12 protein-coding genes are annotated in these 14,209 nt (G+C 42.7%); 5 read left to right on the top strand and 7 right to left on the bottom strand.

Annotated elements, in window-relative coordinates:
* Nucleotide 1 precedes the first annotated feature (1 nt).
* The 3 genes from JC606_RS15240 to JC606_RS15230 all read right to left on the bottom strand — a co-directional run bounded on the left by JC606_RS15240 (nt 2) and on the right by JC606_RS15230 (nt 2,977).
* A complete protein-coding gene (locus JC606_RS15240; protein ID WP_137408176.1) occupies nt 2–982 on the bottom strand; it encodes a T3SS regulon anti-activator ExsD domain-containing protein in 981 nt (326 codons plus the stop codon).
* A 143-nt stretch (nt 983–1,125) separates the two neighbouring features.
* A complete protein-coding gene (locus JC606_RS15235) occupies nt 1,126–1,986 on the bottom strand; it encodes a helix-turn-helix transcriptional regulator (protein ID WP_063522654.1) in 861 nt (286 codons plus the stop codon).
* A 583-nt stretch (nt 1,987–2,569) separates the two neighbouring features.
* Nucleotides 2,570–2,977 carry a YscW family type III secretion system pilotin gene (locus JC606_RS15230; RefSeq protein ID WP_170222459.1) on the bottom strand — a complete coding sequence of 136 codons (408 nt, stop codon included), beginning with the start codon at nt 2,975–2,977 and terminating at the stop codon, nt 2,570–2,572.
* A gap of 354 nt (nt 2,978–3,331) precedes the next feature.
* On the opposite strand from JC606_RS15230, the gene JC606_RS15225 reads away from it, so the two are divergent.
* Entirely contained in the window at nt 3,332–3,778 is a 447-nt protein-coding gene (locus tag JC606_RS15225; RefSeq protein ID WP_063522652.1) for a CesT family type III secretion system chaperone, read from the top strand.
* 7 nt (nt 3,779–3,785) lie between these two features.
* Entirely contained in the window at nt 3,786–4,085 is a 300-nt protein-coding gene (gene exsE2, locus JC606_RS15220; RefSeq protein WP_137408175.1) for a T3SS regulon translocated regulator ExsE2, read from the top strand.
* Between the two features lie 107 nt (nt 4,086–4,192).
* Here exsE2 and JC606_RS15215 read toward each other — a convergent pair whose 3' ends face one another.
* The 4 genes from JC606_RS15215 to JC606_RS15200 all read right to left on the bottom strand — a co-directional run bounded on the left by JC606_RS15215 (nt 4,193) and on the right by JC606_RS15200 (nt 9,757).
* Nucleotides 4,193–6,073, bottom strand: coding sequence for an ATP-dependent zinc protease family protein (locus JC606_RS15215; protein ID WP_137408174.1), 1,881 nt, complete (start codon nt 6,071–6,073; stop codon nt 4,193–4,195).
* A gap of 303 nt (nt 6,074–6,376) precedes the next feature.
* The gene (locus tag JC606_RS15210; RefSeq protein ID WP_137408173.1) at nt 6,377–7,186 is read right to left on the bottom strand and encodes a M15 family metallopeptidase; all 810 of its coding nucleotides are present in this window, start codon (nt 7,184–7,186) and stop codon (nt 6,377–6,379) included.
* Nucleotides 7,187–7,265: 79 nt separating this feature from the next.
* Complete coding sequence (locus tag JC606_RS15205; protein ID WP_137408172.1) at nt 7,266–7,994, bottom strand: DUF429 domain-containing protein; 729 nt, start codon at nt 7,992–7,994, stop codon at nt 7,266–7,268.
* A 50-nt stretch (nt 7,995–8,044) separates the two neighbouring features.
* Nucleotides 8,045–9,757, bottom strand: coding sequence for a class I SAM-dependent methyltransferase (locus JC606_RS15200; RefSeq protein WP_198778905.1), 1,713 nt, complete (start codon nt 9,755–9,757; stop codon nt 8,045–8,047).
* Nucleotides 9,758–10,026: 269 nt separating this feature from the next.
* On the opposite strand from JC606_RS15200, the gene JC606_RS15195 reads away from it, so the two are divergent.
* From JC606_RS15195 to JC606_RS15185, 3 genes are all read left to right on the top strand, one after another.
* The gene (locus JC606_RS15195) at nt 10,027–10,995 is read left to right on the top strand and encodes a hypothetical protein (protein WP_137408170.1); all 969 of its coding nucleotides are present in this window, start codon (nt 10,027–10,029) and stop codon (nt 10,993–10,995) included.
* Between the two features lie 167 nt (nt 10,996–11,162).
* Entirely contained in the window at nt 11,163–11,930 is a 768-nt protein-coding gene (locus JC606_RS15190) for a 1-acylglycerol-3-phosphate O-acyltransferase (RefSeq protein WP_063522645.1), read from the top strand.
* 578 nt (nt 11,931–12,508) lie between these two features.
* Nucleotides 12,509–14,056, top strand: a complete 1,548-nt coding sequence (locus JC606_RS15185; protein WP_137408169.1) for an alanine/glycine:cation symporter family protein — start codon at nt 12,509–12,511, stop codon at nt 14,054–14,056.
* Nucleotides 14,057–14,209: the final 153 nt, after the last annotated feature.

Below are 14,209 nucleotides of genomic sequence, written 5' to 3'. Positions count from 1 at the left end.
TTTAAATCTGACTGAGGTGGTTACACGCTTGACCGCATTGATTACTCTGAATATCAAAATAATAGTGATCCACATACCCCACGGTATGCATGTCTTGAAACCACTGCCAAATCTTCGCAACCGCATTCAAATCGCTGTAAACATGGTCACAAGCATCCCAAACGTCTTTAAGCTCAGGTGCTTGAACTCGGGCTTCAGCACACCAGCCTTTCCATTCAGAGATAAACTTATCTGATGTTTTGCCGTGCTGAGATAGGCCCTTTAGTTTTTCCAGCGTTGGCTTCCACTCTTCTACGGTAGTTCGGTGGGATTCCACGACCTGATTTTGTTGTTCATTAAGAACATCAAGCTGTTCATACAGCTCACTCTGCTGCCTCTGAATCAGCGATAACTGCTGATCTGCGAAAATTGCACTGTTCTCTTCCGCCGACAGTCTCAACCAATACTCTTTCTGAATACCCAGTTGATTGATAAGTTGTTCAAGTTTAATGGTGTCATGCAGTATCGTCTGATCTGTCTTTCGGTTAACCCATTCATTAATGGCTAAATACATGGAAAGAATCAGCGTTTTGGGGAATGCCAAATTGAAACGGAACCCCAATCGACCATTAATATAATCCAGCCTTTGCTCAAAAGAGCTCAACACATGACTATCACTCAATTGCCCACCCACTTCGAGAAAGAGGCGCATTGCGAATCGGTCTAGAGAGGTACCAAACCTTTGATAGATTTTGACCACTTGGCTAGCACATAGACAATCAACGACATTACGGTCAAGTAAACGTTGCAGCAAAGACAATTGCTCAGAACTCAAAACTCCTTCACTTAGAAGTTGTCGGTGATTGACATTAACAACATTGGACACTTGTGATGATTGGGTTAGCCCCTCATATCTTGTGCCTCTATGCAAGACAGTGACCTTCCTTTGCGCCACAATGTTATTAGGAAAAAGCGAACGGCGTCGCCAATGCAGCTTTTTCATCGGTGTTGTTCTCCGCATCTACTTCGAACAATCCAGAAGGAAGTAGAGGTATTAGTTTGATTCGTTGTTACGCTAATCATTATAGAGTTTGCGCCAGTTAATGCCTTTCAAAATTAGTCAGAAAATTTTAGTCGTCAGACATTTCACTTAGCAATAGGCACTTGTTCTTCCCCAGAACGCACACGGCTTGGTGTCGTTCCAAATCGACGTCGATAACTTTGCGTAAAGTAAGATTGGCTTGAAAAACCCGCTTCCATTGCGACATCGACAATACTCATCTTGCTAGTGAGCAATAACTTATGAGCATGCAGCAAGCGACGCTCACTGATCCACGCTCTAGGAGATACGCCATAATGCTCATTAAAAAGCTCTTTAAACGTCGTTAAGCTCGCACCAAACTCTTGAGCATAATCCGTTAGTTTCCACTCTTTCAGGTAATGGACCTCCATAAAACGACGCAGTCGGTCTGAGGTTTTGTTAGTCAGTTGTGATAATAATGCATATAGGTTTTCTCCTTTATCACCATGAAGCAGTAGGATCAGTATTTCCTCGTACTTTAAGCGCATAATAGTATCAGGATAAGACTGCTCCTCTAACGCCTTAATTCCTGATAACGCTTGATCTACCAATATGTTCAAAGTGAATGGAAACAACCCAGACTGAATGCTCTCAACTTTTGGCAGCGACATAAGTAATTCACTATGCTTTTGCAAAAATTGGCTGACCAGTTCGTTGTCAAATTCAACCATTGATGCCATATAGTGGCCATCTGATGGAGTATATTCGAGCAAGTAATCCCCTTGAGAAAGGTAAACCCCACAACCAGCGGCAACATCGAGCGTACAGTCACCCGTTTGAACTCTCAATTGCCCATTGTGAACGACTACAATATGAGACTGGCGAGAATGAAAAACTTCATCGTATTTTTCATAGTAACAAGTACTATGGACTTTTCGCGATAGCGAGTTGACCCTTTCTGTATTTAGCTGGCCTAACACATCCATTTTCTACCCTTCATAATCCCAATTTCTCTAACAGAGCCAGAGAAATACCAAAGCCTGATTTACAACAACACGAAAAATTACACATGATATGCAATCAGAACGATGTCAATTAAAGAAGCAAGAAAAGAGCATAGGTGCGATAGCACGACCATGCTCCCCTAATAAATTACAAATAGCTCAAAAGCCACCGGTGGTAGCAAAACGTAATCTTGGAGAGAACTCTCGATGTTATTTTTATTTTCTCGAGAGGTTAATAAGCTTTTGCTAAAATTCAACGGTAACTTGCGCTACTCAATTGAACAAAAGTTAAATTATATTAGAAAAAGTTGAAATACTAGTGCTTAGTATAACCACTTATATTATAAGCCCTAAGAAAATGGCGTGTTTTTAAAATCATTTTTATCGAACCGATTTTTCTTAAGGGTGGAATATAAACATAAAATTTACAGTAAGTGCAACTGATATTCATATAAAGAAGGCAGTTTAATTCTATTATTACAATTAAGATTTAGGGTTTAGCCTTCCTTCCTTCGCTTAACTCACCGTTAACTTTTATTAACATTTAAAAATAAAAGTGATTAATTTACTCATTATTGTAGACTTTTAGTTTTAAATTCTGATGGAATCTTCCTCGCGTAAACATATAGCCCTCTTCTTTAATAGCTATGATTTCTCCTTGAGAATGTAACACAGCACGGATCTTCATTTTCCCCTCACCTGCTTGTATCGGCGCTAGAACAAAAGAGTATTGCACAGGTAGCTGAACTCCATGATAAGTTTGCCTTGCAACACTAATGCACTGCTCATCAACCACTTGGCACACATCGACATCAATCAAAGTATTTACAGGAGCAACATACTCATCAAAAGACACCCATCCGTACAATGCTGCCTGAGAGTCGCTTTTGAACATACTTCCTAAATGGCCTGTGTGAGTACAAGCGCTCAAAAGAAATATACTTAGTAATAAAAAAGACGTATTTACCTTCACTGTATGCTCAATCAACTTATCTTTTTAATAAAAATAACAATCTTGATTGTTCTATAAAAATGCATCAAAGATCAATAGGTATTTCTTTTAATTATTATAATCACGAGTCTCAAAAATAAGAATCACAATTAAATACATTGAATTCAGTTTGATAAAAATCTTGATGTTAGTTCCAAATATAAAGTCGTTCATTATACAAACACTAACTATATTAAACTTTGTTATAAGAAACACAGCTAATAATCCCTAGTTCATCAATAAAAACGTTTATATAAAAAAATCCAACTAATATTGATAAACAACGAAACACACTTGCCATAACTTCAAGCTTAAATAAAAAAAAGGATGACTTCTATGTCTGCGCGCCAAATCGTAGATGAGGTTTTACTTAAATTTGCTCATCATATAGGGTTACCGAGATTAGAGTTGATCGAAGACGAGTTGGGGTTAGCTTTTGATGACAACATAAGAGTACATGTAATCTTTCACCCAACAACAGGGACACTTCAATTGGAAGCTGAGATCGTTGATCTACAAATTGTAACCCCTGATCTTTACCGCTCTTTTGTCGCATTTAACTATCACTGGTCTGAACATCAGCTGTTTTTTAGTTTAGATAACCACAGGCACAAGCTATGTTTGAATAGACTGCTTCAAGCAGAGTCACTCGATTATGAGCTGTTTGAAGATTCATTAGCTGAAATACTTACACAAAGTGAATCTTGGGAAGACTTGTTATCGGCCCATGTAACCATGGAAGCTTTGCCATCTAAGTTTCAAAGCTCGGATTTAAGAGTCTAAGTAATCTATGTCCAATAGCATCCAACCAATACCAAATCACTCGTCGATAAATTGGATCGAGAACAGTCGCGAGAATGAGTCAGGAAAAAAGGGAGACTTTCTGGGCAGAACTGTGGTGCTGATAAACCCTAATGAGAGAGAACAAAACCGCACGGGCTCAAAGCTTGAATTAAGCGAGATGCTCTCGACTTTTGCCAATACTGAACTTTCTAACTCGATTTTAAGCTTCGAAAAGAATTTTAGTTCCACTCAAGAGTTGTTGAATAGAAAGGTTCAAGTTATCTCAACTAACAGAGCAACGAGTTAGATACAAAACACCCAACAAGTCACCACATAACAAAAAGCCACACATCCCTTTACTGAAATGTGTGGCCGTTTAGAACTGCTCTATTTCGCTTTTAGTAAGTTAAGACGTTACTCCATTTTCCCTAGTACGTAATCTTCATCACTACTTACTACCGCGCCGTACTTCAGGAAGTTCTTACCTAGAATCATGCTGTATTCAAAGCGTGAACGGTCTTGAAGGTTCACTCTCACCTCTTTTTCTAGGTCGCCTAGCTTCACTTTCATTTCTACGACAGGGCGAATATTCACCTTCTCGCCTTTCTTCGCTTTAATTCGCATCACATCAATAACTGGCTTGGTGAACTCTTGCTTATCTCCTTGGTTATTTTGATAAGTAAAGGTCACCATGTCTTGGCCATCTTTCTTAAATCGCTTGATGTTCACCGCGTTCATAGAGCTCACATCAGCACCTGTGTCTAGCTTGGCAGGGAATGTCATGCCGTGCACTTCGACCACTTCAATGTGCCCCACTTTAAACAGAGGCTCTGCTTTTAGTAGATAGTCAGAGCGCGTGTTTACGTAAACACCCTCTTTCGCCATTTTCTTACCTAGAATGAAATAAGGTTGTTTTTCATCACTGTCCAAAACATCGATGGCAAACTTTTGTGTGCGAACCTTGCCAGAAGCCAAGAACTCACCACTCACTACTGGGCGAGTATCATCTCCCACCTTGAGCTTTTTAATGATTGGTTTTGTGACCTTCTGTTGTTCACCACTCGCGTCAGTTAGGTAAAACTCAACCGATTCATCTTTACCCTTGCCGACAATCTCAAAGCTGTCCACCTTCAATAGAGGCGTGTTTACAGTAAAAGAAGCCACAGCCTTTAGCGAGAACCCATCAAGTGTGATGTCCTCTTCCGGTGAGATAATCATTGGGGAACCCGCTTCAACCACATTGCTAAAACTCGATGAACCTTGTGAGAGCAAATTCTCAGCATTGGTATCAATCATAAAGAATTCGCTGGCGGTATTCGTCCCCACCTTTAACTGAGAAGTACCGCCTGAATGCTCGCTCAAATAAACAAGCACATCTTTAGTGGTACTCTCATCGAGTTGAACTGGTACATACACAAGAGGCCTCTGATTTCCGCTCACACTTAGCATACGAACTAACGGTAATGTCACCTCTTTTTGCTTGCCAGTGTTACCGACGATATCAAACGTGACTTCGCTGTGTTTTTTGTCTACATCAATATTTTTTGCATGTAGGGTGCTGTAGCGGTTCTTTAAAGAGAAGGTCGCGTTCATTGGCATGCCCGAAATAGACACCACCTCTTTACGACCAACCACCGTTGCGTTCTCTTGCTCTTGCAAATAATCATAGCCAGCGAACACCAACGCGTTGTCGGCTAGGAAGGATTTACCGATTAATACAGGTGCAGAGAAATGGCTTCTATCCGTGAGGTTAACGTCTGTTTTTAGTTCTTGATTAGCGATGGTCAGGGACATCTTCACCGTCGGACGAAGCAAAGACTTACTGCTAGTGCGGCTACGTATAACACTGACACGCTCTAAAGGGGCCTCAACCTTTACTTTCTCTCCATTCCGCGGGTTTTGCACCTTAAAAGAAACGATCGCCTGATACTTTGCAAAGTGGCTGCCATCCCAATCACTGTAGTGGAGAGCTCTGTTGCTCCGAGTCTCTTCGACCAATGCCGCCATCAACTCCTCATCTTTGAGGTTCTTGTAGTCGGCATGGAGACTTCTCACATGAATATCTTCAGCATGCATCGAAGTGGTTTCTGCACCGGTGTCGATTTTACCCATGAAAGGGACGTCTTTTAGCCCTTGAACGCCAGAGAAGTACACATTCTCAGTTCGCCCTAAGACCACTTTACCATCAAGTTCGTAACTCGGGTTTTGCGTGGTGTGAGAGGTGTCTGTAGCCAAAGAGTATTGTGACAAAAATAGAGAACTTAAAAGAGTTAGAGTCAAAGGGATCTTTTTCATTAGTTAGTCCGTTGTGATCAGTTCACTAATAATACTGGTGAAAAGGCAAGAAGTTCCCCACCAGCAATGGTTCTCACATAACGTTTACGCTATGACTTTTTCAATGACAAACCGATGACTTTGCGTCGCATTATTTCATCAATTGTTGACTAACAGACACTCAATAACGTTTGGATACTCAGTGTTCTATTGGAGAAATGAATACACAAAAGGCCAACGACGCGCGTTGACCTTAGCGATTAAAAATACCCATGAAGCGAGCTTAACTTGCTAAAACACGAACGGTTCTAGATAAACATAGCACTAAAAAGTCCTGACTGTTTTCTTTGCACAGATAGCACGAGCTTTTTCTGCACCCTCACCTTTATTTTTATTAAAGCATTGGCGGTAAGTTTCGACGTATCGCTCAAATAACACTTTGGCTTCTGGTTTGGGTTGAGAGAGCAGTTGATTGACGAACTTCCTTGATCCCACTTCGAAATGCTGAGTATCAATTGGGGAATTCCAGTCCCCTCCCCAGATCATAAAACCATGATGTGCAAACAACTCGACCACATCTTCCGCCATGCCTCGGCGTTCAATGTTCTTGCGAGCACGAAAACGCGTTCTGTTCACATAGCTAGTCGCCGATTGTGAGGGCTTGACCGTGATGGTTCCGTTACTATCGAACGCTAAGAAAGGGTTTTGAACTGGGTTGATATCGATTGCCACACCGTAAGCATGCTTCGACCAACCTCCTCCACCAGTGATAGGCCGAGCATTAAACGCACTGCTGTTGTTCGCTTCCATCGAGGCGTTATCATCACCGTTGAACTCTCGCATTAGGCGCGCAGAATGCAGTGGGAAGTTACGCTGTTTAAGTTCTAAAAAGAGTTGTTCAACAGAAGGGGCGATAACATCAAACACAATCATATTCCCCTGCTGCGTTTCGCCTTTAAAGTTAATGAAATCAAAGTCCACTTTGGATAGTCGCTCGCAGCCAACAGGTGCTCCGCTACTCAATACCTTGTTCTTTTTCATCATGTCACATTGCCATTGGGACACAGGTGCTACTTGGCCATAACTCGCCGCACTGCTCAAAGTTACCAGCAAACCAACAATTAAACGATTCATATCAAGGCTCAAAAACATTAAGAGTAAAAAGATAGGGAGTGGAAAATAACACACTCAACCTAACAGAGCGCATGCTTCGCTAGTGCACTTTGTTCCAATAAACGATTTCGCGAACTCGACCATTCTGATCCTTATCCGCCTCTCCATCAATCTCAGAAAGTTCTGGCAAGCACGACAATGTTGGAGCGTGATAAGCAATCAACATCAATATAAATGCGTCATAAATGTCATCTATCGCGACATCTTTACGCTTGGTGTTTGAGATAGCTAACTCCGCAGCCTCACACCATTGCGGGGCGATTTGCTGAATAATCGAAAGCCTTTCTTCTTTGCCCTCTTGGGTTCGCTTAGAAAAGGTAAGCGGTTCTCCTTTTAAGGCCGCAAACACCACCTCAGGGTGAGACTCTCTGATCGATAAATGTGGGTGATCATCGATGAGTTTATCTAGTTCTCGGATTTTTGGAACAATACCCCAAGTTTGCTTAGAGAACTTCTTACCAAGCTGCTGCACATTGGCATTGCACGCCGCGATGTAATCGGTTTGGTAAACCGCCTCACGACACGGAACCGGAAACACCGAAGAGCCACGTTTGCTGGTTAGAAAACGCCTTGCTGCTTTGTCGCATAAACGATCTGGAGCCTGCGCATCACTAAAACCAATCGGCATGTCGATAAGCGCCTTTGAACCGATGAGATCACTCACTAACTCATCAAGTGCCTTTACTACTTTGAAAACTGGCGCTTGATTATCAGAGACAATCCAAGCGATCCAACCCGCCTTACAGCCATCAATTCCGATGTATTTCATTTTTACTCTACCATTACTTAAAGGGTTAAATTAGCGGGTATGCGTGACGCTCAATGCCACTCATTGATTAGCAGTCGACTTTTCACACCACGTACCTGCAGACCCATTGCGTCAAACACCTCTTCAAAGTCTCGACATTGTGGGGGAATATTAGGTAAAGAAAGAACCGCTTCAGAAAAGAATTGCTGTTCAAAATGAGCCGAATCACTCCACGCCAATTGCCACCATTTGAGAATACGAGGTTTAGACGCGCGAAGTTTTTCAGCGGTAGGCACCTTGTCATTTTTGCTTAAGTTCTCTTTGCTTGTGGTTGGAAAGAGGTTCCATTTATCGTTATTCGGCCAGTAAGCAAAAGGCAGACAGTGATCAACGTGATACTCATTTTTTAACGATTTTCCACTCCAAACGCTGACAATGTCTGCATGTTCAGATCTAAGTTGCTCAACTCTTTTACGTACGTCACGAGTGTCGTGATTTCGGTCAATCCAGACTAAGCAGTCGTGATAGGTCTGAAGTGATATGTTGCGCTGTCGATTTAACTCAAAACGCTGCATCTCCATCACCCATTGATTCACGACTAGCGGCTCAATCCAAGAGTGATAGATTCTGAAACATTCCCATAAGCTTTCATCCAGTGTGAAGTAACCAAAGCTTGCTAAAAATTCACTGTCGATAACTAGTGATTCTCGACTCTTTCGTCGCTGTTGAGGTGGGAGTATCTCAAACAACTTATTCTCTTTGGTACCTTGATAAATAAAGGTCACTGGACCCGATTTAATGGTGCTGATCGTCTGTGAAAACAACTTCTGCAATGCTTTGGCTTCATCACCAATAAACAGAGTGCCTACCGCTAAATCATCGGCAGTGAGGTGCTTGAGCTTGTTCCAGCCATCGTCCTTTACAAAGCCTAGGCCTTTACTCGTGTTGCTATTTTGCTGAATCCCAACGCCTTCTATATCGATATCAATGAGACGCTTAAATTGCCTAACCCAATACAGAGTAACCAAACCCACTGGTAGAGATATTTTGCCATCGGTTCGATCAATCACAGCACCTGAATGGGCATCTGCGATTCGCAGCAAGGTTCTTAACAGAGCCAATTTGTATGTGGCCGACTTATTGTCATTCACAATAATGTGGCGCACCTTGTTTAAGTCACCCGATCCGTCATCTGGCAAGGTCATCACTACGGTTTGCCACCAAACCTCACTGCGCTTCAAGGTGTCTTGGCTATCATCGACATGACGCACCAACAAAGCACTGTTCTTCGATAAACGCTCAAGCTCTTCAACCGAGACTTCATAGCCCTCTCGGTCGTCATGAAACTCTCCGTGACGTAGCGTAATCACTAATTTACCATTTGGAGCGAGTAAGTTAGATAACTTTCTGAATGCTCGCTCTCGATATGACGGTGCAAGGTGCATCCACACAGCACTTACTAGTATCAGGTCAAAACGCATTCCAAGGTTTTCAGTTCGACTCAAGGATGGGAGTGAATCATCCAACCATGTAACATCTGGCCCAGTATATTCTGAGCCCGGCTCACGTAATGACGCACTGGGTTCTATCGCGATAACTTCCGCACCAGCCTTTTGCATCCATAACGCATCACGGCCACATCCCGCCGCTACATCTAGTACCTTATCGCCCTCTAAAGGCCAATAAGCTTGCCAGCTTTTATGAACAGCTTCAAAAGCAACAGAATGGTACTGCTGGCAAAGTGTGTGGGCATTTTTATCGTAAAAAGGAATCGATGAAGACATATGCGCTATCGGAGTAAGGAGTCTAACTCCATAGTAATAGTGACCTAACAAGATTACTAGCGGCACATATCGGTTCAGCCACTCCCATCCACATTCATCATTAGTCGCTGTTTTATATAAACATATCTCCACCAACTCATTCTAATAACAAGCGCTTAAAATCAAACTCGGTGGAAAAGTGAAACAAACCAGATGCAAGGCGACACCCGAACAGAGATAATTGTTTTACCGGAATGCTCCCAACCTCAACACTCAGCGATAGACGTTCAATGACTCAATACCCCTACATAGACATCCCATTCAACCTACGCCACACCTGTTGGTTTTGTGGTGAGCCTTCTAATCACAGCGTTGAGTTTCCTAAAACCGCTTCGCTTTTTGCCAAGGTTGGTCATGCGCCGATAGCACTGCCAGCGTGTAAAGAATGCGCGAGTGTGAAGTATGCGAAAGACCTGACTTCGATTTGGGCGGTGCGCGACCAGATAAAGCATGCGCTCATTGATAAGTATGCCAAGCACTTAGGAATTGGTGAGAACTGGACAGAGCAAGAGCTAATAGACAGTGAGTTTACGGGCTCGACACTCGGTGGCTTTGGGCGCAGCGCTTGGGAAATGTATCAAATAGCTAAGCAACGAGTTGAGTATCAAGGCTGGTCTTTGTCACTTGATAACATTGCCATTGAGGCCTACGACGAAACCAGTGGCTTTGAGTTTGAAGGCACTCGTTATGCTTCACTCCATTCTTGTATCGATTATTTCACCAAGGCTGCAGGAGTAGACAAAGAACTGCTGTCTGAACTGGTCAATATTGTGTCATCAGAAAGATTTAGCTACGCACTGAGAATTGCAAAGCTGAATAAGAATATCTCAAATACCAAGCGTTTAGCGATCATCGATGAGGTGCTGCTGCAAGAATCTGAGCAACAAGAAATTCTACTGGAACAGGCTAATGCGATGTTTAACCCCAATATTGAAGAAATATCGATTGCAGGCTCAACGGCTCCAGTGTTTGCGATTCAATGGGCACTGGCGAACAAGGTCAAAGATTTAGCGCATTTATGCACGCTTGAAGATGATTATTTTGACTATTTCGAACATCTTGGCGGTCCTGCGACTTTTATGTCTTATAATGGCCTACAACTTTATGTACAAGCCCGTCAAAACCCTGAATGGGTAAACAAGTCTGATCCTAATAAGCAATATTGGCCATCAGAAGCAGGTACCAGTGAACACATGTAAGCTCGGTAACCCCCTCCTAGAGTGCTTGTTAGTCATTGTTTTATATAAAGATCTAAAAAAAGACGTCTCACACAGTTAATTGTTGCATTTCAGTTAAATAGAGTGAAGACTTCAAATACCTGAAACTATTTAATCACTGCACTCTTGTAGTGAGTAAGGAGTCAATTTTGCTTTCTGTTCTTCGTATTATCTTGGCTACGGTGTTTATTATTTTCACCACGTTATTTGCTTTTGTTTACTGCTTGTTTAGCCCCAAGAACCCTAAGCATGTGTACTTTTTTTGTCGTTGGTTCAACCAATTACAGAAGATCCTTGGTGTAAAACTGGTGCAGCGTGGTCTAGAGAATGCACCCACACCAGAAAAGAGCGTGTATATCTCTAACCACCAAAGCGTGTTGGATTTTGTCACCGACCCAGGAATGTTAAGGCCGCGTACCGTTTCTTTGGGTAAGCGTGATTTATTGATAGTGCCTTTCTTTGGCCTACTGTATTGGATCACGGGGAACATTCTGATCAACCGTGAAGACAAGTCGAAAGCGCGCGATACGATCAAACAAGTGGCAGAAGCGATTCATCAACGAGACCTTTCTGTGTGGGTTTACCCAGAGGGAACACGTAGTAAAGGGCGCGGGCTATTGCCGTTCAAAACGGGCGCTTTCCGAATGGCGATTGAGGCGGGTGTACCTATCACCCCGATGTGCACGAGCACCACTCACAACAAAATCGACTTTAACCGACTAAACAACGGCATTGTGATTACCGAAATGCTTGAACCTATTGATGTATCTGGATACAAGCTGAGTGACGCAAGAGAACTGGCGAATCACTGCCATGCGTTAATGGCTGAGAAGATTGCAGAGCTTGATGCTGAAGTCGCTAGATGGGAATCACAACAAAACTCTGAGCTTGATTCCGACCGTTCTTCTGCTCGGTAATTCGCTTCAAAATGATTAAGCTTTAATTAAGCCTCTCCCAAAAACCTTCACGATTACCACTATCGTTATTCATCATTTACTGGGCTGACGTTTGTCTTGAAAAGTGAACGCAGCCTAGTCCAGCTGAGAAATAGCAGTCAACAACGGTCACCTCCACCTATCTTGCCCTGATTGCTTGATTGTTCAGCAATCAAAAAAGTCCTAACCCGACGCACTCATTCGTAACTTTAATGCAACATAAGAACTAACCACACATAGCTTTTGATGTAAGCCAGTCACAGAATTCCCACCCATTTTATTGCGCTTCTTTCAACCCCGACCCAGTAATGATTGACATAAGATATAGAGCAATCACTCTTTCAACACATCTATGAATACAAAGAAAAACATACAGTTGCATCAAAAAAATCAACTCACCCCATCATAAAAAGCGATAAAAATTAACAATTACTGTCAAGAAGTTGCTTTGTATCACAGTAATCTTAACTCACAGATAAATAGTTTAACAATTAAGTTACAAGTGAAGTATTGTGTTGTTCGAAAAACAATCACAAGTAAAACTAACAGGGAAAAAACTCATGCAGTCATTCGTTGATTTTTTGAATGGAATAATCTGGAGCCCAGTGCTTATCTATCTATGTTTAGGCGCAGGCTTGTTCTACTCGGTCATGACTCGATTTGTACAAATCCGTCATTTTTTCGAAATGTGGCGCTTATTATTATCAGGTAAAAGCTCTACTAAAGGTATCTCCTCTTTCCAAGCACTTGCTGTTTCGTTATCTGGCCGTGTAGGTACTGGTAACATTGCAGGTGTTGCTGCAGCTATCGGTTTCGGTGGTCCTGGTGCAGTATTCTGGATGTGGGTTGTAGCCTTCTTTGGTGCTGCGACTGCGTTTGCAGAATCAACGCTAGCGCAAATCTACAAAGAAGAGGACGAGGGTCAGTTCCGTGGTGGCCCGGCTTACTACATCGAGAAAGCGATGGGTCAGAAGTGGTACGCATGGATCTTTGCAATCGCGACGATTTTTGCTTGTGGTATTTTACTCCCAGGTGTCCAGTCAAACAGCATTGGCAATGCGGTAGAAGCTGCATTTGGTTCAGGTGCAATGATAGAAACAGCTGTCGGTACATTCAGCTTCGCTAAAATCTTCACTGGTACCGTTGTCTCAATTATCCTTGGTTTCATCATCTTTGGTGGCGTTAAGCGTATTGCGAACTTCACGCAAATCGTTGTTCCATTCATGGCATTAGCTTACATCATCATCGCCTTCATTATCATCCTACTCAATATTGACCAAGTACCTGTTGTGTTCTCTATGATTGTTGGTGATGCATTCACACCTATGGCTGGCTTCGGCGCTGCGATTGGTTGGGGTGTAAAACGTGGTGTTTACTCAAACGAAGCGGGTCAAGGTACAGGTCCCCACGCCGCAGCAGCAGCAAGTGTTGATCACCCAGCTCAGCAAGGCTTGGTTCAATCATTCTCTATCTATATCGATACACTGCTGGTTTGTTCTGCTACGGCATTCATGATCATCATTACTGGCGCTTACAATGTACATGGCGGGACTGAGGGTGTATTCCTTGTGCAAAACCTTGCTGAAAACGTGAGCGCGAATGGTCCTGTATTTACACAGCTAGCGATTGAAAGTGCACTACCGGGTGTTGGTAAACCATTTATCGCATTTGCTCTATTCTTCTTCGCATTTACAACAATTCTTGCTTACTACTACATTGCAGAAACGAACATTGCTTACCTGCGACGCACCATAAAAATCCCAGGGATGATGTTTGCGCTTAAACTTATCATGATCGCTGCGGTTTTCTACGGCACGGTCAAAGCAGCGAACCTTGCATGGGCAATGGGTGACGTTGGCGTAGGCTTAATGGCGTGGTTAAACATCGTTGGTATTCTGATCATCTTCTTCATCTCTAAGCCTGCGCTTAACGCTTTGGCTGACTACGAGGAGCAACAGAGTAAAGGCGTAACCGAGTACACATTCAACCCTGTAAAACTAGGCATCAAAGGTGCAACTTACTGGGAAGAGAAGTACAAGCGTAAGACGGGTAAGTCGCCAGAATCTGAAGTGGCAGATAGCAAGCCAGTAGAACAGCCTTCAGCGTAAGGCTTTCAATTACAGCTTTTGAACGATAAGTTGCTCTAGATTCTGTTTTTCTTTTGAGCAAATGCAAAAAAGGGTTAGCCATGGCTAACCCTTTTTTTAGGTTCATCGCGGCTTTCCGGGGAAAGCCGCTTTTATCTTCAAGAAGAAGTAGTC

It is taken from the genome of Vibrio sp. IB15 (assembly GCF_016406055.1).
GTDB classification, from domain to species: domain Bacteria; phylum Pseudomonadota; class Gammaproteobacteria; order Enterobacterales; family Vibrionaceae; genus Vibrio; species Vibrio chagasii.
Note: the sequence above shows the minus strand (reverse complement) of the source record. Positions and strands in the feature narration are given on the sequence as shown.